Consider the following 21,695-nt stretch of genomic DNA (forward strand, 5'->3'; position numbering starts at 1 on the left):
CTCCGGCGGGTTGTGACGGGTGGTTGGTCGTTGTTTGAGAACTGCACAGTGGACGCGAGCATCTGTGGCCAAGTTTTTAAGGGCGCACGGTGGATGCCTTGGCACCAGGAACCGATGAAGGACGTGGGAGGCCACGATAGTCCCCGGGGAGTCGTCAACCAGACTTTGATCCGGGGGTGTCCGAATGGGGAAACCCGGCAGTCGTCATGGGCTGTCACCCATACCTGAACACATAGGGTATGCGGAGGGAACGCGGGGAAGTGAAACATCTCAGTACCCGCAGGAAGAGAAAACAACCGTGATTCCGGGAGTAGTGGCGAGCGAAACCGGATGAGGCCAAACCGCAGGCGTGTGAGACCCGGCAGGGGTTGCGCATGCGGGGTTGTGGGATCTCTTATTTCATGGTCTGCCGGCCATGAGGCGAGTCAGAAACCGTTGATGTAGGCGAAGGACATGCGAAAGGTCCGGCGCAGAGGGTAAGACCCCCGTAGCCGAAACGTCAACGGCTCGTTGAAGAGACACCCAAGTAGCACGGGGCCCGAGAAATCCCGTGTGAATCCGGCGGGACCACCCGTCAAGCCTAAATATTCCCTGGTGACCGATAGCGGATAGTACCGTGAGGGAATGGTGAAAAGTACCCCGGGAGGGGAGTGAAATAGTACCTGAAACCGTGTGCCTACAAGCCGTGGGAGCGTCGCGTCGGATGACTTGTCATCCGGCGTCGTGACTGCGTGCCTTTTGAAGAATGAGCCTGCGAGTTTGCGGTGTGTTGCGAGGTTAACCCGTGTGGGGAAGCCGTAGCGAAAGCGAGTCCGAACAGGGCGACGCAGTAGCATGCCCAAGACCCGAAGCGGAGTGATCTAGCCATGGGCAGGTTGAAGCGGAGGTAAGACTTCGTGGAGGACCGAACCCACCAGGGTTGAAAACCTGGGGGATGACCTGTGGTTAGGGGTGAAAGGCCAATCAAACTCCGTGATAGCTGGTTCTCCCCGAAATGCATTTAGGTGCAGCGTCGCGTGTTTCTTGCCGGAGGTAGAGCACTGGATAGGCGATGGGCCCTACCGGGTTACTGACCTTAGCCAAACTCCGAATGCCGGCAAGTGAGAACGCGGCAGTGAGACTGTGGGGGATAAGCTCCATGGTCGAGAGGGAAACAGCCCAGAGCATCGACTAAGGCCCCCAAGCGTACGCTAAGTGGGAAAGGATGTGGAGTCGCACAGACAACCAGGAGGTTGGCTTAGAAGCAGCCACCCTTGAAAGAGTGCGTAATAGCTCACTGGTCTAGTGATTCCGCGCCGACAATGTAGCGGGGCTCAAGCGTACCGCCGAAGTCGTGTCATTGCAGCTATAGGGCCAACGCCCGCTGTGATGGGTAGGGGAGCGTCGTCTGCCGGGTGAAGCCGCGCCGGAAGGCAGTGGTGGACGGTTGACGAGTGAGAATGCAGGCATGAGTAGCGATACACACGTGAGAAACGTGTGCGCCGATTGACCAAGGGTTCCTGGGTCAAGCTGATCTGCCCAGGGTAAGTCGGGACCTAAGGCGAGGCCGACAGGCGTAGTCGATGGATAACCGGTTGATATTCCGGTACCCGCTGTGAAGCGTCAAACATTGAATCGGGCGATGCTAAGTCCGTGAAGCCGTTCCGGACCCTTCGGGGAAAGGAAAGTGGTGGAGCCGACGAACCCAACCCGTAGTAGGTGAGTGATGGGGTGACGCAGGAAGGTAGTCCAGCCCGGGCGGTGGTTGTCCCGGGGTAAGGGTGTAGCCCGTCATCCAGGTAAATCCGGATGGCATAAGGGTGAGACCCGATGCCGAGCCGATTGTGGCGAAGTGGATGATCCTATGCTGTCGAGAAAAGCCTCTAGCGAGTTTCATGGCGGCCCGTACCCTAAACCGACTCAGGTGGTCAGGTAGAGAATGCCGAGGCGTTCGGGTGAACTATGGTTAAGGAACTCGGCAAAATGCCCCCGTAACTTCGGGAGAAGGGGGCCATGTCCGGTGATGAGGTTTTCCCTCTGAGCTGGGTGTGGCCGCAGAGACCAGCGAGAAGCGACTGTTTACTAAAAACACAGGTCCGTGCGAAGCCGTAAGGCGATGTATACGGACTGACGCCTGCCCGGTGCTGGAACGTTAAGGGGACCGGTTAGTCACTCTTCGGGGTGGCGAAGCTGAGAACTTAAGCGCCAGTAAACGGCGGTGGTAACTATAACCATCCTAAGGTAGCGAAATTCCTTGTCGGGTAAGTTCCGACCTGCACGAATGGCGTAACGACTTCTCGACTGTCTCAACCATAGGCCCGGTGAAATTGCACTACGAGTAAAGATGCTCGTTTCGCGCAGCAGGACGGAAAGACCCCGGGACCTTTACTACAGTTTGATATTGGTGTTCGGTTCGGCTTGTGTAGGATAGCTGGGAGACTTTGAAACTCGGACGCCAGTTCGGGTGGAGTCGTCGTTGAAATACCAGTCTGGTCGTGCTGGATGTCTAACCTGGGTCCGTGATCCGGATCAGGGACAGTGTCTGATGGGTAGTTTAACTGGGGCGGTTGCCTCCTAAAGAGTAACGGAGGCGCCCAAAGGTTCCCTCAGCCTGGTTGGTAATCAGGTGTTGAGTGTAAGTGCACAAGGGAGCTTGACTGTGAGACCGACGGGTCGAGCAGGGACGAAAGTCGGGACTAGTGATCCGGCGGTGGCTTGTGGAAGCGCCGTCGCTCAACGGATAAAAGGTACCCCGGGGATAACAGGCTGATCTTCCCCAAGAGTCCATATCGACGGGATGGTTTGGCACCTCGATGTCGGCTCGTCGCATCCTGGGGCTGGAGTCGGTCCCAAGGGTTGGGCTGTTCGCCCATTAAAGCGGTACGCGAGCTGGGTTTAGAACGTCGTGAGACAGTTCGGTCCCTATCCGCTGCGCGCGCAGGAGTCTTGAGAAGGGCTGTCCCTAGTACGAGAGGACCGGGACGGACGAACCTCTGGTGTGCCAGTTGTCCTGCCAAGGGCATGGCTGGTTGGCTACGTTCGGGAGGGATAACCGCTGAAAGCATCTAAGCGGGAAGCCTGCTTCGAGATGAGGACTCCCACCCACTTGATGGGGTAAGGCTCCCAGTAGACGACTGGGTTGATAGGCCGGATATGGAAGCACGGTAACGTGTGGAGTTGACCGGTACTAATAGGCCGAGGGCTTGTCCTCAGTTGCTCGCGTCCACTGTGTTGGTTCTGAAACCACGAACGACCCCATGTGCCACACATGGTGCGGTTGTCTGTTTCATAGTGTTTCGGTGGTCATAGCGTAGGGGAAACGCCCGGTTACATTCCGAACCCGGAAGCTAAGCCTTATTGCGCCGATGGTACTGCAGGGGGGACCCTGTGGGAGAGTAGGACGCCGCCGAACAATTCTTGCAGAGAAAGCCCCGTGCCATTGGCACGGGGCTTTCTGCGTTTAGGGTCGGGGTCATGCGCTATGACCTGGTTGTTTTCGACAATGACGGTGTCCTCGTCGACAGCGAGCCCATTTCCAACCGGCTCCTGGCCGGCTACCTCACCGAGCTCGGGCATCCGACGTCCTACGAGGAATCCATCCGGGACTACATGGGGTCCGCCATGCATCGGGTGCACGACCTGGTGGAGGAGCGGACCGGGCAGCGGTTGCCGGACGACTTCGACTCCGTGTTCCATGCACGCGTCTTCGCCGCGTTCGAGCGGGAGTTGAAGCCGGTGGCCGGTGCCGCCGATGTGCTGGAGGCGCTGGCGGCCGATGGAGTGCCGTACTGCGTGGCCTCGTCCGGGAGCCATGAGCGGATCCGGGTGGGGCACCGTACGACCGGGCTCGACCGGTGGTTCGACGACGAGCGGATCTTCAGCTCCCAGGATGTGGGGCGGGGCAAGCCGGCACCGGACCTGTTCCTGTACGCGGCGGAACGGATGGGCGTTGCGCCGGCGCGGTGTGTCGTGGTCGAGGACAGTCCGCTGGGCGTACAGGCGGCGGTCGCGGCCGGGATGGACGTGTACGGGTTCTCTTCGATGACACCCGCGGAGAAGCTGGCGGGGGTCACCCGGCTCTTCGCGGATCTGCGGGAGTTGCCGGAGTTGTGGGCGGGGTGACCCGCGTCCGCGGCTGACAAATGTCATGCGGAGCAGCGGACGTTCGTTTCTACCGCCGGGCCGGGGCCGGCCACGAGGCTGGGCGCATGACGACGCACTCGGTCACTCCCAGCAGCAGGCGCCGGACCTTTCTGCCGATCGTCCTCGACGTGGCGGCGCCGATCGGGGCGTACTACCTCCTCAGGAACGGGTTCGGGGCGAGCGAGTTCGTCTCGCTCGCGTGGAGCAGCGTCATACCGGCCGCGCGGACCGGGTGGGCGGCGGTGACGGAGCGGACGCTCAACGCCTTCGCCGCGCTCATCCTCTTCGTGAACGTGGTCTCGCTGCTGCTCGGCTTCGTCTCCGGGGACGCCCGGCTGATGCTCGTCAAGGAGAGTGCGGTGGGCAGTGTCATCGGCATCGGGGTGCTGGTGTCCGTGATGCTGGGCAAGCCGATGATGACCACGGGCATGAAGCCGTGGGTGACCAGGGGGCAGGCCACGCGGGAAGCGGCATGGACGCGGCTGGAGTCCGGGTCGGAGGCGTTCCGGCGAGCCGAGCGGAGGTTCTCCGTGGTGTGGGGCACGGCGCTGCTCGGCGAGTGTGTGGTGCGGGTCGTCGGGGCGTACTCCCTGCCGGTGGACACCATGGTCTGGCTCGGCACCGTCATCATGATCGTCACGATGGGCGGGGCGTTCCTGGTCGGTGGGGCGCTGGGGGCCGGTCCCATGCTGGCCATGGTCGCCGCCGAGGCGAAGACGGCCGGGGCTTGTGCACCCGCAGCCGATCCCGCCGTTGTTACCGCTCCCGTCGCCATCGACTCTCCCGAACTCCGTTGAAACTGAGCACAATTCACCTTCGGCCGGACCTACCCACCAGTACACCGGGGCCCTACGCTCGCCGCCATGACTGATGTGCTGCGGCGCGGCAGGGCCTCGCTGGCGTTCGCCTTCCTGGTGCAGGGAGTCGCCTTCGCTCTGCTCGTGACGCGGATCCCGGCCATCCAGGACCGGTACGGGGTTTCCGACGCGCTGCTGCCCGCCTTTCTCGCCGCGGTGCCGGTGCTCGCCGGTATCGGGAGCGTGGCGACGGAGCGGCTGGTGAAGGCGGTGCCGCCGAGCCGGGTGCTGCGGTGGTCGCAGCCGGTCGTGCTGCTGGCGCTGCTCGGGGTCGGGGCGGGGGAGCACATGGCCGGGCTGGCCGTGGCGCTGGCCGTGTTCGGGCTGGCCGTGGGGGCGCTGGACGCCTCGATGAACATGCTCGGGGTGAGCCTCCAACGGGCATACGGGCGCAGCATCATGCTGAGCTTCCACGCCGCCTACAGCCTGGGCGGAATCGCCGGGGCGTCGCTCGCGTGGGTGGGGGCGCACGGGCAGCTGGCGCTGTGGGTGTCGTATCTGCCGGTGGTGCTGGTGCTGATGCCGGCGGCGCTGATCGGGAGCCGGTGGTACGTGGACCAGGAGCAGCGGGAGGGCCGGGGCAAGGACCGGCATCAGGGTCATGTCTCCGGGCCGGCCGCCGAGGGTGAGGACAGGACCGGGCCCGTCGCCTTCAGGCTGCTGCTGCCGTTGTGTCTGGTGATGACGGTGGCGTACATCGGGGACTCGACGGTCTCGAACTGGAGCGCGAAGTACCTCCAGGACGTGCTGGGGAGTTCGGAACAGATGGCGACCGTTCCGTACAACGTCTACATGGTCACCACGCTGGTGGGGCGGACGATCGGGGACTTCGGGGTGCGGCGCTTCGGTGCTGTGGCGGTGGTGCGGGCCGGGGCGCTGGTGGCGGCGGCGGGGTTCGCCGTGGTCGCCGGGGCGTCGGGGGAGTGGGCGGGGATGCTGGGGTTCACGCTGCTGGGGCTGGGGCTCTGTGTGCTGGTGCCGCAGACCTTCGCGGCGGCGGGGCGGTTGTTCCCGGGGGCGTCGGACGCGGCCGTCGCGCGGCTCAACGTCTTCAACTATGTGGGGTTCCTGATCGGCTCCCCGCTGGTCGGAGTGATCGGGGACGTCTGGAGCTATCGCGGGGCGATGCTTGTGCCGATGGTGTTGGTCCTGGTGGCACTCGTGCATGCCAGGTCGTTCGCTCCTGAACCGGACCGATACGGTGGCGGGCATGAGCGGCCGCACACAGCTGATGTGGGACGAGGCAGTCACGGGCTATGACTTCGGCCGGGACCATCCGATGGACCCGGTCCGGCTCGTGCTGACCCGGAGTCTGGTGGACGCCCTGGGGCTGGACCGCGAGGTCTCGGTGGTCGCCGCGAAGACGGCCGGTGAGTCGACGCTGCGGCTGGTGCACCGCGAGGACTACATCGGCGCGGTCAGGGCGGCGTCGGCGGATCCGGCGTCCGCGGACCAGTCGTACGGGCTGGGGACGACGGACGATCCCGCCTTCGCCGGGATGCACGAGGCGTCGGCGCTGATCGCGGGGCAGTCGGTGGGCGCGGCGGAGGCCGTGTGGCGCGGGGAGGCGCTGCACGCCGTGAACTTCGCGGGCGGGCTGCACCACGCGATGCCGGGGGCGGCCTCGGGGTTCTGCGTGTACAACGACGCGGCGCTGGCCATCGCCCGGCTGCTGGAGCTGGGCGCCGAACGCGTCGCGTACATCGACGTCGACGTGCATCACGGGGACGGGGTGCAGGCGGCGTTCTGGGAGGACCCGAGGGTCCTCACGGTGTCGCTGCACGAGCACCCCCGGACCCTGTTCCCGCAGACCGGGTGGCCGGAGGAGACCGGGGCGGACAGCGCGCAGGGCAGCGCCGTCAATGTCGCCCTGCCTGCCGGGACCGGCGACGAGGGGTGGCTTCGGGCGTTCCACGCCGTGGTGCCGGAGCTGCTCGCGGACTTCCGGCCGCAGGTGCTGGTGACGCAGCACGGGGCCGACACGCACTTCGAGGATCCGCTGGCCCATCTGGCGGTGTCGCTGGACGCGCAGCGCGCGGTGCAGGTGGCGTGCCACGAGCTGGCGCACGAGTACGCCGACGGCCGGTGGGTGGCGCTGGGCGGCGGCGGTTACGCGGTGGTGGAGGTCGTCCCGCGGTCCTGGACGCATCTGGTGGGCATCGCGGCCGGGAAGCCGGTGGATCCGGTGACGATGATCCCCGAGGGCTGGCGGCAGGAGGTGTACGCCCGGACCCGGCAGCTGGGGCCGGTGCGGATGACCGACGGCCGGTGGCCCGTGTCCTGGGCCTCCTGGGAGGACGGCTACGACCCGGCGGACCGGCTGGACCAGGCGGTCCTGGCGACCCGGCGCGCGGTGTTCCCGCTACGAGGGCTGCTGCCCTAGGCCGTACCGGGCGGAGACGCTGCCTCAGGGAGTACCGGGCGGGGACGCGGCCCTGCTTCGTCGCTCCTGTGGTGTGGCTCCGGCGGTGCCGACGCCGCGCCCGGTGTTCGCTCCTGCGTGGTTACGCCGACCGTGCGGTGTTTCCCGGGTTCCCGGGGTGGCCCGGGACCGGATCGCGCACCATCGCTGCCGTGCCGACCACGACCGACCCGCCCGCCGACCCGCCCCTCGGCCTGTCCGCTGACCCGCCCCTCGACCCTTTCGCCGGTCTGCCCGCTGCCTCTCCCGCCGACCCTTTCGCCGGTCTGCCCGCCGCCCCTCCCGCCGACCCTCCCCCCGGCCTGTCCGCCGATCCGCCGGCAGGCCCGCCCGTCGTCCCGAGTGCCGCCGGTCTCCGTGCGCATCTGCTGGCCGCCCGGCTGTCCGGGACCGTGGCCACCACGAGGGAGGAGAGCCTGCGGAGCTACCGGCTCTTCGCCGCCCGGGACCCGCGCGCACTGATCGGCCTCGAGCCGGAAGGGACGTGGGGACAACGGGAATTGATCGAGCTGATGGCGGCCAGGTGTGGTGTTTCGGCCGATCCTCGGCACGTTTCCGGGCATGATGTGATCGACCCGGAGCGGACCCTGGTTGCCCTGGACGCCTGTTCGGAGCGGATCGCGGCCGCGGCCCGGAGCGGTGCGCCCGTGCTGCTCGGCACCGGTCACCCGCACCGGCTGCTCGGTTTCTACGCAGCTCTGGCAGACGCTCTGTCGGCGGCGGGATGTGAGGTCCTCACCCCCGCGCAGGGTCGCTGTGTCGACATAACGACCCGGTTCGGTCTACGCACGCACCACCTCGACTACGTACGAGGAGTCGCGCTGGTCCGGGGCGCACGTCCCGAACGTCCCGGTGGTGAACCCGGCGCACACACGCACTCCCCGCTCCCGGTTCGGACCGTGCTCGCCGCGGCCGCCGAGGCCGGCGGGCCGCTTCCCGAGCTGGTGATCGGAGATCACGGCTGGGCCTGCGGGGCAGGTCAGCTGGGGTTCGAGGCCATCGCGCTGGCCGACGTGAACGACCCCGCCCCGTTCGTGGGGGAGGCCGAGGGGTGCCTCTCGGTGGTCGTTCCACTCGATGACGGTGCGCGGTCCGCTTACTACCTGCCGCTGGCCCGCTACGTACTCAATCGAGCGTGTCTGTCACAGTAGGCCGCCGATGGGTGCACCTCTTCCCCACTCGCATCACCCGCCCCTACATTGGGGAGTGAGCACGCAACGACGAAGAGTCACCGGAAGGGGAAGCCGGTGCCCGTCGAGTGCGGAAGGTTCAGGTGTGTCATGGCTGCAGCTGGCGAGAGGCCTCTGAACGAGGTTCAGTTCCTTACCGTGGCGGAAGTCGCCTCGGTGATGCGAGTGTCGAAGATGACCGTGTACCGCTTGGTGCACAGTGGTCATCTGCCCGCGATCCGGGTGGGGCGGTCCTTCCGCGTCCCGGAGCAAGCGGTTCACGAGTACCTCCGCGAGAGCTATGTGGGGGTGGAAACAGCCTGACGGTGGGCCGGGGAGATCCGCACCAAGACACTCACGGGCCTCCCCGGCCGCCTCGATTACGACCTCAGCGCTCGGGCGGGTAGGCTGGCCCCTCGTAGGTCGTGTGGGCCCATGGCGCCCAAACACCGAGTGATGAGAAGTGAGCGAGGGTAGTCGTGGGCTCTGTTATCAAGAAGCGGCGCAAGCGGATGGCCAAGAAGAAGCACCGCAAGCTGCTCAAGCGCACGCGCGTTCAGCGTCGCAACAAGAAGTAAGCGACGACGCGGAAGCGTGTTCAGTGGCCCCCCACCGATGCGGTGGGGGGCCACTGTCATCACATGGGTCGGACTCGTGGCGAAGGCAACAGGAAGGCGCTCTCGTGGGGAAAGTCGTGCTGGTGACCGGAGTGGCCCGCCCGCTGGGGGGCCGTTTCGTCCGGAGGATCCAGCGTGATCCGGACGTGGACCGGGTCGTCGCCGTGGACGCGGTCAGGCCCGCGCACCACCTCGGTGGCGCCGAATTCGTCCAGACCGACATCCAGCAGCCCACCGTCGCGCGCGTGCTCGCCGAGGCCGGCGCCGACACCGTCGTCCACCTCGACGTCACGGGCACGCCGCTCGGCAGCGGCAGCAGCCGGACGGCGCTCAAGGAGACCAACGTCATCGGCACCATGCAGTTGCTCGGTGCCTGTCAGAAGTCCCCGACCGTCAAGCGGCTGGTCGTGAAGTCCAGTACGAACGTCTACGGCTCCGCGTCCCGCGACCCGGCGGTCTTCACCGAGACGACCCCGCCCAAGTCCCTGCCCAGCGGCGGCTTCGCGAAGGACGCCGTCGAGGTCGAGGGCTATGTGCGCGGCTTCGCGCGCCGCCGGCCGGATGTCGCCGTGTGCGTGCTCAGGTTCGCCAACATCCTGGGCCCCGCCGCGGACAGCCCGCTCGCCGCGTACTTCTCGCTGCCGGTCCTGCCGACCGTGTTCGGCTACGACCCGCGGCTGCAGTTCGTGCACGAGGACGATGTGATCGACGTCCTGCGCCTCGCCTCGCACGAACCCCGGCGCTCCACGCTCAACAGCGGCACCTTCAACATCGCCGGGGACGGCGTCCTGCTGTTGTCCCAGTGCTCGAGGCGGCTCGGCCGGCCGACCGTGCCCCTGCTCCTCCCGGCGGTCACTTGGGCGGGCTCGCTGGTGCGTACGCTGGGGATGTCGGACTTCTCACCCGAGCAGATCCGGCTGCTCACGCACGGCCGGGCGGTGGCGACGGACCAGATGCGCGAGACACTGGGCTTCACGGCGAAGTACACGACAGCAGAAACGTTCACGGACTTCGTGCGCAGCCGCGGCCCCGGGCTGCTTCCGCCGGAGGCCCTCGCGGGGGCCGTCGACCGGATCGCCGCGCTGCCCCTGCCGGGCACGGGCAGCGGTCACCCCTCGAAGCAGAGCGCCAACTGAGGAGCGCATCAACGATGGCGGACGCCAAGGTCATTCCGTTCGACGACGACCGCTCCCGTGGGGGAGCAGGAGGCGCCGGGGGCGCCGCGCAGCGCCCGGCGCGCCGCCGGGGTGCGGGAAGCCGACGACACGGCGCGGGGACCGCCGCGATGGGCGACGTCCAGCCCCTGCCGGGGCGGACGTCCGTCGGGGACGATGCTCCGGTGCCCCGGGAATCCCGTGCAGAGCACGACGGCGGTGCCGCCGCATCCGGCGCCGCCCCCGGCACGGAATCCGGTTCCGGGGACGAAGCCGGCGGCCTGGAGCAGCGGGTCGCGAGCGGGCTGGCCTTCCTGCGCCGCCGGCTCACCGGGGACTACGCGGTGGACGACTTCGGCTACGACGAGGAACTCACCGACCAGGTCCTGATGTCCCTGCTGCGCCCGATGTACGAGAAGTACTTCCGGGTCGAGGTGAAGGGCATCGAGAACATCCCCTCCGAGGGCGGCGCCCTGATCGTCGCCAACCACTCCGGGACGCTGCCGCTGGACGGTCTGATGATGCAGGTCGCCGTCCACGACAACCATCCCGCCGACCGGCATCTGCGACTGCTCGCGGCGGACCTGGTGTTCATGCTGCCGGTGGTCAACGAACTCGCCCGCAAACTCGGTCACACCCTGGCCTGCGCCGAGGACGCGGCACGGCTGCTGGAGCAGGGGGAGCTGGTGGGGGTGATGCCGGAGGGCTTCAAGGGCCTCGGCAAGCCCTTCGCCGACCGCTACAAGCTGCAGCGCTTCGGCCGCGGCGGCTTCGTGTCCACGGCGCTGCGCGCGCGGACGCCGATCATCCCGTGCTCGATCGTCGGGGCCGAGGAGATCTATCCGATGATCGGCAACGCCCGGACCGTCGCGCGGCTGCTCGGATTCCCGTACTTCCCGCTGACGCCGACCTTCCCGTGGCTCGGCCCGCTCGGCGCGATCCCGCTGCCGACGAAGTGGACCATCCAGTTCGGCGAGCCGATCCACACGGAGAGCTACCCGCCGGAGGCGGCCGAGGACCCGATGCTGATGTTCAACCTGACCGACCAGGTCCGGGAACAGATCCAGCACACCCTCTACAAGCTGCTGGTGCAGCGACGGTCGGTGTTCTTCTAGGAAGCCCCGTACGCGGTGTGGCGGGCCCCCGACGACCGGGGCCCGCCACACCGCGTGTTCCTGTTCTTCGGTTCTCCGGCTCTACAGCCTCCTGATCGGCGTCCTCACTCCGCGTCCTCGCTGTCGATGCCCAGTCCCGGGAGCAGACCGGGGAGGAGGGGCGGGAGGGTGACGTCGGGCCGGGCCGGCGCGGTCGCGCCGCCGCCGGCCGGCGGGGAGGTGCTGGTGTCGCCGCTCTCCGCGGGCGGGTCGAGCAGCCCACCGGTGTTGCCGCCGAGCAGGCCCTCGCTCCGGTCGCCGGAGTCGGCGGACCCGCTGGGGGCGCTGCTGCCGGTGCCGTCCTCGTCCGCGGTGCCGTCGGTGCCGGTGCTGGGCATCCGGGAGCGGTCCGTACCGGACGGGTCGCTCGGGGCGGGCCCGGAGTCGCCGCGCCGTCCCCTGCCGTCGCCGCCGCCCTCCCGGGACGAGGGCTCGGGGAGCAGGGACTGCAGCGGGGCGACGTCCTCGTCTATGGCGTCGAACACCGACGAGACCTGCTCGCTGACGTCACCGAGCTGCGGGGGCAGCCGGTCGCGGAGGGAGCCCCAGGCCTGCCGGTGCGTGTCCGAGAAGGAGGAGAGGGCCTGCATGGGGCGCAGGGAGTCCGGGTCGTGCCGGTACGCCTCGCGCAGCAGACGATGGCCCTCGGACGCGTCGTGCCGCATACCGGACAGGGCGCGGCGGATCTCGCCGAGGGATTCGTGGTCGAGAGGGCCGCTGCGGCTGCGCTCCATCAGTCGGCGGGCCTCGCCGAGGCGGGTGGAGGCATGGTCGAGGAAGACGCGGCCCCGCTCGTCGTTTCCGTCGGCCAGGCCGAGCTTGACGTCCTCTATGCCGCGCTTGAGACCGTAGAGCGAGTCGCCGGGCAGGGCGTCGGAGCTGGCAGCGGCGACTCCGCCGAAGGCGCCCGCGGCCACGGTGACGCCGAGTCCGCCCGCGGTGAGGCCCTTGGCCAGGCGCGAGCGCGGTCTCAGCTTCCCCAGCGGGGTGGCCCGGTGTGCGCCCCGGGCGCGGCGTGAACGCTGATCGGGTACGAACGAATCCGCTGCCTCGCCCGCGGCGGTGCCTTCTTGGAGCATGGCCTCGAACTCGGCCATCAGCCGGGCCCGATGGACGACCTTGACCTCGGGATCCAGCTCCGGCTTGGGCAGCTCGCCGAGACCGGCGGCCAGCGTGAGCAGCCGTGCCTGTTCGGTCTCCGCGGCGGCCGGGGCCGATCCTTCGGACTGCTCGGCCGCCGTGCCCCGGCCGGACTGCTCCTCCAGAGCCTGGGCGAAGGCGTTCGCCCGCCGGTGCGCCGATACGTTCGCGATCACTGGCGGCACCTCCTCTCATCGTGACGGTCGACTCCCCAGGGGGTCCTGAGGGTTCCACCCCCTGACCATGTCCACACGATCGGGTGATCGAAGTGGGTCGGGGGTTGACCACAGGGAGCCTGCATCCCGCACAACGAGCGGCCCGGTACTTGGGTTACGCACGCCGGTGGGCCGGTTCGCGAAGTCAACGCAGCGTCATTCACAGCGGGTCCGCCGTCACTGATGGTGATGCGTCAGCAGCGGATCCGTTCCGTTCGACGGGCCGCTCACCGCGTGTCCTCGGGAAGGAGCCGGGCGAGGGTGCGGACGGCCCGGTACTGGAGGGTCTTGATCGCTCCCTCGTTCTTGCCCATCACGCGGGCGGTCTCCGCGACGGAGAGACCCTGGAGGAATCGGAGCGTGACGCATTCGCGCTGTTGGGGGTTGAGACGTCGTACGGCATCGAGGAGGGCGGCATTGGACAGGTATTCGAGGACGGAGTCCTCGGGGGACCGCGCGACCTCGTTGGCGTCGAGCATCTCCCCGGTGGTGACCTCGAGGCGGAAGCGGCTGGACTTGAAGTGGTCGGCCACGAGATTGCGGGCGATGGTGACGAGCCAGGCGCCGAAGTCGCGCCCCTGCCAGGTGAAGGTGCCGATGCGGCGCAGGGCCCGCAGGAAGGTCTCGCTGGTGAGGTCCTCGGCGTTCGCCTTGCTGCCCACCCGGTAGTAGATGTAGCGGTACACGGTGTCGCTGTACTGGTCGTAGAGCCGTCCGAAGGCGTCGGCCTCGCCCGCCTGGGCGCGCTCCACGAGTTCCATCATCCTGGCGCTGTCACTGTCCGCGGCGGGACGGCGGGCGGTGGTGGCGCCGGACGCACGTCCGCGTCTGCCCGCCGTGGTGCTGTCCTCGGCGAGGGCGTAACAAGGACCGACGGGCGCGTCGGCGACGGTGGGGCAGGGGCCGGCGGGCGCGGTGGTGTAGGCGGGGACGGCGTATGCGGGGACGGCGTATGCGGCGGGGGCGAAGCCGCGCAGCAACTCCCGGGCCGCCGTGACTGCTGTGCGCAGTGCGGTCAGGCCCGGGTCGTCAACCCCGACGTGTGGGTACACGGGACTCCCAGAGGCAGAGCTTCCATCACGTGCAGTGCGGGACCTTTCACCCGTCGTAGCGACGGAAGGGCACCGGTTTGCGTCTGAGGAGAATAACGCTTCGTGCAGGCGCTGCTACGCCGAGTTGCTGAAATCGTCGATTGCGTCGTTTCCGTGACCTATTGACGACTGATCAAGCGCCTGACGGTGACCGAATGTTGACCGAAATGCTTCGCATTTAGGTTCGGTGCGGGATGTGTTGTGGCCGTGTGCAGCCAAGAGGGCTGGACAGCGGGGTTGCGGGGTGCGGCAGTTGGATTGGCCGGGTTTACGGGGGAGGCGCCACTTCTGTTCCCCGTTGATCGGACCGACAGCCGTACGGGTGTCCGTCGCCGCGGAGTTGACCGGCCGGCCCCGGCCGACCGGGGCGGACGGTGCGGCCGAGGCCGCCGGCGCCCGGAGTGTGCCGTGCGCCGGATGCGGCGCCGGATTCAGCGGCGGCGTCGGTGCATCGCGATGGCGGCCGCCGTGCCGCCGGCCACCGCGCCCACGCCCGCCGCCGCGGGGATGCCGACCTTCGCGGCCTTGCGCCCCGTGCGGTAGTCCCGCAGGCGCCAGTCCATGGCGCGGGCGTGCTTGCGCAGCTTGGAGTCCGGGTTGATCGCGTACGGGTGCCCGACCAGGGAGAGCATCGGGATGTCGTTGTGGGAGTCGCTGTACGCCGCGCAGCGGCTCAGGTCCAGGTTCTCCGCGGTCGCCAGCGCGCGTACGGCCTCGGCCTTCGCCGGGCCGTGCAGCGGCTCCCCGACCAGTTTGCCGGTGTACACGCCGCCGAGGGACTCGGCCACCGTCCCGAGCGCCCCGGTCAGGCCCAGCCGACGCGCGATCACCTGGGCGATCTCCACCGGCGCCGCCGTGACCAGCCACACCCGCTGGCCCGCGTCCAGGTGCGCCTGGGCCAGCGCCCGCGTGCCCGGCCAGATCCGCTCGGCCATGTACTCGTCGTAGATCTCCTCGCCGATGGACTTCAGCTCGGAGACCCGGTGTCCCTTGACGATGGAGAGCGCGGAGTCGCGCGCGTCCTGCATGTGCTCGGGGTCCTCGACGCCGGCCAGCCGGAACCACGCCTGCTGCCACGCGAACCGGGCGAGGTCGCGGGTCTCGAAGAACTTCCGCTTGTACAGGCCCTTGCCGAAGTGGAACAGGGCCGCGCCCTGCATCACGGTGTTGTCCAGGTCGAAGAAGGCGGCAGCCCGCTCGTCGCCGTGAACCGGGAAATCCGGTTCACGGTCGGAAACTTCCTGGGTGGACTTGCGTGCGGCCTCCGCCGAGGCCTCGCCTGCCAACACGCTCCGCGCCGTGGCGGAGCGCCTACGGGGGGTGAGCCATCCGAGAGCGGCCATGGCGTGAGCATAGCCAGTCCCCCCGGCGGTTCCGGAGTCGAGAGGTGGGGACACCGTGAACTCTGCACGTCCGTGTCGTTAAAGCACCCCTCCCGGCCCACCGGGAACCGGTGGCCGCAGAGGGGTTCCCCTGTCCCGTCGCAGGGTGAGAATGGCTGGCATGAGTCCGCTCTTCCGCCGCAAGGCTCCGCAGGATCGTCTCGTCACGCTCGTGGGCAAGCCCGACTGCCATCTGTGTGACGACGCCCGGGCCGTGGTGGAGAAGGTGTGCGGTGACCTCGGGGCCGCATGGGAGGAGAGGGACATCACCCAGGACCCGGAACTGCACGAGCAGTACTGGGAGCAGATTCCCGTCGTTCTCGTCGACGGCCGCCAGCACACGTTCTGGCGCGTCGACGAGGTCCGCCTCCGCAAGGCCCTGATCGACTGAGAGTGTGACTGACCGGCCAGTACAAAGCGACGGGAAAGTCGCTTAGGATCGATGGCGGTCAGGTCTCGGGGGCGGGATACACAGAGGAGAGTGTGCGGTTTTGCCCCCAGAACAAAGGGAGCGATGGTGCTCGCGCGCCGGTTCCATACGCGTGCGCCGGGGGCGCGTGACCCCGGTCACTTTGGGTGGGCAAAACGGACACTATCTTTGTGCACGCGTTCACAAAGACATAGCCTGCATTCGACGGGGCGGTCCGGGGACGTATGACCGCCTGAAGCCCCGCTCTACCCGCAGGAGCACCGTGGCAACTGGCCGAACTCACCGACCGGCGACCCGTAGCCGAGGAATTCCCGAGGCCACCGTCGCCAGACTTCCGCTGTACCTCCGCGCCCTCACCGCGCTCTCCGAGCGCTCGGTGCCCACAGTCTCCTCGGAGGAGCTGGCGGCCGCCGCGGGCGTCAATTCCGCGAAGCTGCGCAAGGACTTCTCCTACCTGGGCTCCTACGGGACCCGGGGTGTCGGTTACGACGTCGAGTATCTCGTGTACCAGATCTCCCGTGAACTCGGCCTGACCCAGGACTGGCCGGTTGTGATCGTCGGGATCGGTAACCTCGGCGCCGCGCTCGCCAACTACGGCGGGTTCGCCTCCCGCGGTTTCCGGGTCGCCGCGCTCATAGACGCCGATCCCGCGATGGCCGGAAAGCCCGTCGCCGGGATCCCGGTGCAGCACACCGACGAACTCGAGAAGATCATCCAGGACGAGGGCGTGTCGATCGGCGTCATCGCGACGCCCGCCGGTGCCGCCCAGCAGGTCTGCGAGCGTCTCGTCGCCGCGGGGGTCACCTCCATCCTGAACTTCGCGCCGACCGTGCTGTCCGTCCCGGACGGGGTCGACGTGCGTAAGGTGGACCTCTCCATCGAACTGCAGATCCTCGCCTTCCACGAGCAGCGCAAGGCCGGTGAGCTGGCCGCCGCCGGGACCGTCGTCCCGGCCGTCGCCGCCCGCCAGGAGTCCGCCGCCGCGCGCCGGGGCACTGCCGCCGGCCAGGAGTCCGTCGCCGACCAGGGACCCGACGGGGACGTACCCGCCGTGATGCCGACATGAGTCTCCTCGTCGTCGGACTGAGCCACCGCAGCGCGCCGGTCAACATGCTGGACCGGGCCTCGCTGAGCCTGGACGCGCAGACCAAGCTGCTGCAGGACACGGTCGCCGCCGAGCCGGCCACCGAGGCCGCGGTGCTCGCCACCTGCAACCGCATCGAGCTGTACGCCGACGTGGACAAGTTCCACGCCGGTGTCGCCGAGCTGTCCACGCTGCTGGCCCAGCACAGCGGGGTCGGCCTGGAGGAGCTCACTCCCCATCTCTATGTGCACTACGAGGACCGGGCCGTCCACCACATGTTCTCGGTGGCCTGCGGACTGGACTCGATGGTGGTGGGCGAGGGGCAGATCCTCGGCCAGATCAAGGACTCGCTGGCGCGTGCGCAGGGACTGCACACCGCCGGCCGGCTGATGAACGACCTGTTCCAGCAGTCGCTCCGGGTCGGCAAGCGTGCCCACTCGGAGACCGGCATCGACCGCGCGGGGCAGTCCCTGGTCACCTTCGGCCTGGAGCAGCTGGCCCTCGGCACGCCCGTCACGACCTGGGCGCAGGGCAGGAAGGCCCTGGTCATAGGCGCCGGTTCGATGTCGTCGCTGGCCGCGGCCACGCTCGCGCGGGCCGGTGTCGCCGAGATCGTGATCGCCAACCGCACCGCCGACCGCGCCGAGCGCCTCGCCGAGATCCTGACGGAGGACGACGGCACGGAGGTGCTGGCCCGCGCGGTACCGATGGAATCGGTGCCGTTCGAGCTGACACGTGCCGACGTCGTCGTTTCCTGCACGGGCGCGACCGGGCTCGTCCTCACCGCCGAGGCGATCGCCGCCGGTGTCGAGGGCCGGGTCGGGGCGCAGCCGGAGACCGTGCGCGGCGAGGTGCCGGAGGCGCGGACGGCGCCCCTGCCTCCCGTGAGCACCGGTGCCGACGAGGACTGTCCGCTGGACCTGGCCTCCGTGCAGCCCGGCTTCTCCGTGATGGGCGAGGCGGCTGTCGCCGGCATGGACGCGGCGACGCTGGAGCAGCACGCGGCGTGGGCCGCGGGCGGCACCGTCGACCGCCGCCGGGCCGCCCGGCGTGGCGGCGACGCGGACCGGGTGGACCCCGAGCTGATCGGCGCGCTGGCCGCGACCGCGGCGAGCGTCGGCCGGATCCCCGAGCGGCGCCGTCCGGAGTTGGTGGCCGAGCCGCCGCGCCCGGAACCCGTGCTGTACCTGCTCGACCTCGCGATGCCCCGCGACATCGACGCCGCCGCGCACCGCCTCGCCGGGGTGCGGCTGGTCGACATCGAGAAGCTCGCGGAGGCGTCCGCGGACGCTCCGATGGCTGCCGATGTGGACCAGGTCCGGCGTATCGTCTCCCACGAGGTGGCAGCGTTCGGAGCGGCACAGCGGGCCGCGCACATCACACCGACCGTGGTCGCCCTGCGCACCATGGCCGCGGATGTGGTGGCCGGTGAGATCGCCCGCCTCGAAGGCAGGCTGCCCGGCCTGGACGACAAGCATCGCGCGGAGATCACCCAGACCGTGAGGCGGGTGGTCGACAAGCTGCTGCACGCGCCGACCGTGCGGGTCAAGCAGCTCGCGGCCGAACCCGGCGGCGCCGGGTACGCGGACGCGTTGCGCACCCTGTTCGACCTCGACCCCGAGACGGTGGCCTCCGTCTCCCGAGCCGAGGAAAGCACCGAGAAGAACGCGAAGATCGCGGCGAACGCGAACATCGCAGAGAACCGAGGGCCGGCATGACTGGAAAGGCACTGAGGCTCGGGACCAGGCGGAGCAAGCTCGCCATGGCCCAGTCCGGGCAGGTGGCGGATGCCGTGAGCCAGGTGACCGGACGGCCTGTCGAGCTCGTCCCGGTCACCACGTACGGTGACACGTCGCGCGAGCACCTCGCGCAGATCGGCGGGACCGGCGTCTTCGTGGCCGCGCTGCGCGAGGCACTGGTGCGCGGCGAGGTGGACTTCGCGGTGCACTCGCTGAAGGACCTGCCGACCGCGCCGCACGACGAGCTGGTCCTGGCCGCCGTACCGGTGCGCGAGGACCCGCGGGACGTGTTGATCGCGCGGGACGCGCTCAAGCTCACCGACCTCCCGCGCGGTGCCCGCATAGGCACCGGATCGGCACGTCGCATGGCCCAGCTGAACGCGTACGCGGTCAGCCACGGCCTGGATTTCGAGACGGTGCCGATCCGTGGGAACGTCGACACCCGGATCGGGTACGTCACCAGCGGTGAGCTGGACGCCGTCGTGCTGGCCGCCGCCGGCCTGAACCGGGTCGGACGCAGCGACGAGGTGACCGACTTCCTGTCGGTCGACACGGTTTTGCCCGCCCCCGGCCAGGGGGCCCTGGCGGTCGAGTGTTCCGTGCGCGACACGGAGCTGATCGCCGCGCTCGCCGAGCTCGACGACCCGTTCACGCGGGCCGCCGTGACGGCCGAGAGGTCTCTGCTCGCCGCCCTGGAGGCCGGCTGCACCGCCCCTGTGGGGGCGCTGGCCGACCTGCTGACGGACGGGCCGATTGTCAAGGAAATGCGCCTGCGGGGCGTCGTCGGCACGACCGACGGCACCAGGCTGGTGCAGTTGTCCACCACCGGTCCCGTGCCCGAGACGCACGAGGCGGCGATGGCGCTCGGTCGCGACCTCGCCACCGAGATGCTCGCGCAGGGCGCGGCCGGTCTGATGGGGGAGCGAGCACTGTGAGCCCCACCACCCTTCCACCCCCTCCGGAACACGGGCACGTCACCTTCCTCGGTGCCGGACCCGGGGATCCGGGGCTGCTTACTCTGCGCGCCGTCGAGGCGCTGGCGAACGCGGACGTTCTCGTCGCCGAGCACGAGGTGCTCGACGTCGTACGCCGGCATGCCAGGCAGGGCGTCGCCGAGGTGCCCACGGAAACGGACTCGGCGGGTTCTTCCGCGCTGTCCGCTCCGGGCACAGGCACGCCTCAGCTCAAGGTTGTTGACGGAGCGTCAACAACCGTAGGCGCACCCGCGGTGCGGGATGCGGGACATCTTGTCATGGAGGCCGCGCGGGGCGGCAGGCGGGTCGTCCGCGCGGTGTCGGGTGATCCCGGCCTCGATGCGTACGCCGCCGAGGAGATGCTGGCGTGCGTGGCGGCCGGGGTGCCCTTCGAGGTCGTCCCCGGTGTCGCGGCCGCGGTCGGCGTGCCCGCGTACGCCGGTGTGCCGCTGCGGGACGCGCACGGCGCGGACGTGCGGTTCGTGGACGCGCGCACCGCGTCCGACCGGTGCTGGACCGAGGTCGGGGCGTCGGACGGCACGGTGGTCGTCTCCTCGACCCTCGACTCGGTGGGCGCGGCGGCGGGCGAACTGGTGTCCGCCGGTCGCAAGCCCGACACGCCGCTGACGGTGACCGTCGCGGGCACCACGACCCGGCAGCGCACCTGGACGGCGACGCTCGGCACGATCGCGCAGACGCTGAAGCAGGCGAAGGTGCTGCCGTCGCCCGAGGGCGGCCGGCCGGTCATAGCCGTGGTCGGTGAGCGTTCCGCACCCGCCCAGCGCGACCGGCTGTCGTGGTTCGAGTCCAAGCCGATGTTCGGCTGGAAGGTGCTCGTGCCGCGTACCAGGGAGCAGGCGGCGTCGCTCTCCGACCAGCTGCGCTCCTACGGCGCGGTGCCGCACGAGGTGCCGACCATCGCCGTCGAACCGCCGCGCACCCCGCAGCAGATGGAACGCGCGGTCAAGGGCCTGGTGACGGGCCGCTACGAGTGGATCGCCTTCACCTCGGTCAACGCGGTCAAGGCGGTGCGGGAGAAGTTCGAGGAGTACGGCCTCGACGCCCGCGCGTTCGCCGGGATCAAGGTCGCCGCGGTGGGCGACCAGACCGCCAAGGCGCTGATCGCCTTCGGCGTGAAGCCGGACCTGGTGCCGAGCGGCGAGCAGTCGGCCGCGGGGCTCCTGGACGACTGGCCGCCCTACGACCCGGTCTTCGACCCGATCGACAGGGTCTTCCTGCCGCGCGCCGACATCGCCACCGAGACCCTGGTGGCCGGTCTCATCGACCTGGGCTGGGAGGTCGACGACGTCACCGCCTACCGCACGGTGCGTGCCTCGCCGCCGCCCGCGGAGACCCGCGAGGCGATCAAGGGCGGCGGCTTCGACGCGGTGCTCTTCACCTCGTCGTCGACGGTACGGAACCTGGTCGGCATCGCGGGCAAGCCGCACAACGTGACGGTCATCGCCTGTATCGGCCCGGCGACGGCGAAGACGGCCGAGGAGCACGGGCTGCGCGTCGACGTCATGGCGCCGGAGCCGTCGGTGCACAAGCTGGCGGAGGCTCTGGCCGACTTCGGCACCCGCCGCCGCCTGGCCGCGCTGGAGGCCGGCGACCCGGTGACCCGGCCGAGCGAACGGCGTCCGGGGGCACGCAGGCGCCGGTCGACGACCTGAGGCGTCCGGCGGCGCCGGAACTGGTGATCGTCAGAGGCCCCGCTGTCCCGTACGGGACAGCGGGGCCTCGGTGCGTTCTGTGCGCCCAGTGCGGTGATGGGCCCGTGCGGGCCGCCGGGCCGGGGGCGGCCGACGCTCCCGGGACCCCGGCGGTGGCCGCGATGCCCAGGGCGAGGGCACCGGCGATGACCGCTTGTGCTGTCCGGCTCACCATGCGGACGAGCGGAGGAATTCCGCGATCTGGTGAGCAGCTGACACTCCCCAGTCATGGGGTGGTGCCAGCTCCTCCCTGGCCGGGGAGGCCGCCTTGCGGTGATCGACACGGGGGTTCCGGTGACCCGGCCCGGCGAAAGCCGGTTCGGGAGCCGTCGCCCTGCGGCTCCGGGTGCCGGTAGGCCTTGCGGAATCGATGACACTTACCGGCCGACTGTTGGGTATGTATACATATGAGCGGGATACGTACAGATCAGTG

At 69.1% G+C, this 21,695-nt stretch carries 17 protein-coding genes and 2 rRNA genes; 16 read left to right on the forward strand and 3 right to left on the reverse strand.

What is annotated here, in order from left to right; all coding sequences use genetic code 11:
• Nucleotides 1-66 precede the first annotated feature (66 nt).
• The 11 genes from OHB56_RS23915 (at nt 67) to OHB56_RS23965 (ending at nt 11,456) form a co-directional block, all read left to right on the forward strand.
• A 23S ribosomal RNA gene (locus tag OHB56_RS23915) occupies nt 67-3,190 on the forward strand.
• Nucleotides 3,191-3,274: 84 nt separating this feature from the next.
• A 5S ribosomal RNA gene (gene rrf / locus OHB56_RS23920) occupies nt 3,275-3,391 on the forward strand.
• Between the two features lie 62 nt (nt 3,392-3,453).
• The gene (locus tag OHB56_RS23925) at nt 3,454-4,101 is read left to right on the forward strand and encodes an HAD family hydrolase (protein WP_406355558.1); all 648 of its coding nucleotides are present in this window, start codon (nt 3,454-3,456) and stop codon (nt 4,099-4,101) included.
• A gap of 86 nt (nt 4,102-4,187) precedes the next feature.
• Complete coding sequence (locus tag OHB56_RS23930; protein ID WP_406355560.1) at nt 4,188-4,919, forward strand: VC0807 family protein; 732 nt, start codon at nt 4,188-4,190, stop codon at nt 4,917-4,919.
• Nucleotides 4,920-4,985: 66 nt separating this feature from the next.
• Complete coding sequence (locus tag OHB56_RS23935) at nt 4,986-6,239, forward strand: MFS transporter (protein ID WP_406355562.1); 1,254 nt, start codon at nt 4,986-4,988, stop codon at nt 6,237-6,239.
• Nucleotides 6,190-7,362 carry an acetoin utilization protein AcuC gene (locus OHB56_RS23940; protein WP_326754079.1) on the forward strand — a complete coding sequence of 391 codons (1,173 nt, stop codon included), beginning with the start codon at nt 6,190-6,192 and terminating at the stop codon, nt 7,360-7,362. The genes OHB56_RS23935 and OHB56_RS23940 overlap by 50 nt, the downstream gene beginning before the upstream one ends.
• Nucleotides 7,363-7,703: 341 nt before the next feature.
• Nucleotides 7,704-8,552, forward strand: a complete 849-nt coding sequence (locus tag OHB56_RS23945) for a phosphatase (protein WP_406359203.1) — start codon at nt 7,704-7,706, stop codon at nt 8,550-8,552.
• Nucleotides 8,553-8,681: 129 nt separating this feature from the next.
• Nucleotides 8,682-8,894, forward strand: coding sequence for a helix-turn-helix domain-containing protein (locus tag OHB56_RS23950; RefSeq protein WP_004984898.1), 213 nt, complete (start codon nt 8,682-8,684; stop codon nt 8,892-8,894).
• 155 nt (nt 8,895-9,049) lie between these two features.
• Nucleotides 9,050-9,148 (forward strand): 30S ribosomal protein bS22, encoded by a 99-nt coding sequence (locus tag OHB56_RS23955; RefSeq protein WP_003948845.1) that lies wholly within the window; start codon nt 9,050-9,052, stop codon nt 9,146-9,148.
• 104 nt (nt 9,149-9,252) lie between these two features.
• On the forward strand, nt 9,253-10,323 hold the full coding sequence (locus OHB56_RS23960) for an NAD-dependent epimerase/dehydratase family protein (protein ID WP_326754080.1): 1,071 nt from the start codon (nt 9,253-9,255) through the stop codon (nt 10,321-10,323).
• 14 nt (nt 10,324-10,337) lie between these two features.
• Nucleotides 10,338-11,456, forward strand: coding sequence for a lysophospholipid acyltransferase family protein (locus OHB56_RS23965; RefSeq protein WP_406355565.1), 1,119 nt, complete (start codon nt 10,338-10,340; stop codon nt 11,454-11,456).
• A gap of 104 nt (nt 11,457-11,560) precedes the next feature.
• Here the strand turns inward: OHB56_RS23965 and OHB56_RS23970 are convergent, their stop codons facing one another.
• From OHB56_RS23970 to OHB56_RS23980, 3 genes are all read right to left on the reverse strand, one after another.
• The gene (locus OHB56_RS23970; RefSeq protein WP_406355567.1) at nt 11,561-12,811 is read right to left on the reverse strand and encodes a DUF5667 domain-containing protein; all 1,251 of its coding nucleotides are present in this window, start codon (nt 12,809-12,811) and stop codon (nt 11,561-11,563) included.
• Nucleotides 12,812-13,077: 266 nt separating this feature from the next.
• Entirely contained in the window at nt 13,078-13,902 is an 825-nt protein-coding gene (locus OHB56_RS23975) for an ECF subfamily RNA polymerase sigma factor, BldN family (protein ID WP_364739490.1), read from the reverse strand.
• Between the two features lie 470 nt (nt 13,903-14,372).
• The gene (locus tag OHB56_RS23980; protein ID WP_055592122.1) at nt 14,373-15,284 is read right to left on the reverse strand and encodes an HAD family phosphatase; all 912 of its coding nucleotides are present in this window, start codon (nt 15,282-15,284) and stop codon (nt 14,373-14,375) included.
• Between the two features lie 151 nt (nt 15,285-15,435).
• Between OHB56_RS23980 and OHB56_RS23985 the strand changes: the two genes are divergently transcribed.
• The 5 genes from OHB56_RS23985 (at nt 15,436) to OHB56_RS24005 (ending at nt 21,223) form a co-directional block, all read left to right on the forward strand.
• On the forward strand, nt 15,436-15,714 hold the full coding sequence (locus OHB56_RS23985; RefSeq protein WP_406355570.1) for a glutaredoxin family protein: 279 nt from the start codon (nt 15,436-15,438) through the stop codon (nt 15,712-15,714).
• Nucleotides 15,715-16,015: 301 nt separating this feature from the next.
• A complete protein-coding gene (locus OHB56_RS23990; RefSeq protein ID WP_326754084.1) occupies nt 16,016-16,819 on the forward strand; it encodes a redox-sensing transcriptional repressor Rex in 804 nt (267 codons plus the stop codon).
• A complete protein-coding gene (locus tag OHB56_RS23995; protein WP_406355571.1) occupies nt 16,816-18,555 on the forward strand; it encodes a glutamyl-tRNA reductase in 1,740 nt (579 codons plus the stop codon). The genes OHB56_RS23990 and OHB56_RS23995 overlap by 4 nt, the downstream gene beginning before the upstream one ends.
• Nucleotides 18,552-19,511 carry a hydroxymethylbilane synthase gene (gene hemC / locus OHB56_RS24000; protein WP_326754086.1) on the forward strand — a complete coding sequence of 320 codons (960 nt, stop codon included), beginning with the start codon at nt 18,552-18,554 and terminating at the stop codon, nt 19,509-19,511. The genes OHB56_RS23995 and hemC overlap by 4 nt, the downstream gene beginning before the upstream one ends.
• Nucleotides 19,508-21,223 carry a uroporphyrinogen-III synthase gene (locus OHB56_RS24005; RefSeq protein WP_326754087.1) on the forward strand — a complete coding sequence of 572 codons (1,716 nt, stop codon included), beginning with the start codon at nt 19,508-19,510 and terminating at the stop codon, nt 21,221-21,223. Before hemC ends, OHB56_RS24005 begins: the two co-directional genes overlap by 4 nt.
• Nucleotides 21,224-21,695 lie beyond the last annotated feature (472 nt).

Source organism: Streptomyces sp. NBC_01635 (assembly GCF_045209715.1).
GTDB classification, from domain to species: Bacteria; Actinomycetota; Actinomycetes; order Streptomycetales; family Streptomycetaceae; genus Streptomyces; species Streptomyces hirsutus.

What these genes read in the sequence shown, in the direction of transcription:
- OHB56_RS23930 (WP_406355560.1), top strand. Translation starts at nt 4,188, where the DNA reads ATGACGACGCACTCGGTCACTCCCAGCAGCAGGCGCCGGACCTTTCTG.
- OHB56_RS23925 (WP_406355558.1), top strand. Translation starts at nt 3,454, where the DNA reads ATGCGCTATGACCTGGTTGTTTTCGACAATGACGGTGTCCTCGTCGAC.
- OHB56_RS23980 (WP_055592122.1), bottom strand. Translation starts at nt 15,284, where the DNA reads ATGGCCGCTCTCGGATGGCTCACCCCCCGTAGGCGCTCCGCCACGGCG.
- hemC (WP_326754086.1), top strand. Translation starts at nt 18,552, where the DNA reads ATGACTGGAAAGGCACTGAGGCTCGGGACCAGGCGGAGCAAGCTCGCC.
- OHB56_RS23995 (WP_406355571.1), top strand. Translation starts at nt 16,816, where the DNA reads ATGAGTCTCCTCGTCGTCGGACTGAGCCACCGCAGCGCGCCGGTCAAC.
- OHB56_RS23950 (WP_004984898.1), top strand. Translation starts at nt 8,682, where the DNA reads ATGGCTGCAGCTGGCGAGAGGCCTCTGAACGAGGTTCAGTTCCTTACC.
- OHB56_RS23965 (WP_406355565.1), top strand. Translation starts at nt 10,338, where the DNA reads ATGGCGGACGCCAAGGTCATTCCGTTCGACGACGACCGCTCCCGTGGG.
- OHB56_RS23940 (WP_326754079.1), top strand. Translation starts at nt 6,190, where the DNA reads ATGAGCGGCCGCACACAGCTGATGTGGGACGAGGCAGTCACGGGCTAT.
- OHB56_RS23935 (WP_406355562.1), top strand. Translation starts at nt 4,986, where the DNA reads ATGACTGATGTGCTGCGGCGCGGCAGGGCCTCGCTGGCGTTCGCCTTC.
- OHB56_RS23985 (WP_406355570.1), top strand. Translation starts at nt 15,436, where the DNA reads ATGGCTGGCATGAGTCCGCTCTTCCGCCGCAAGGCTCCGCAGGATCGT.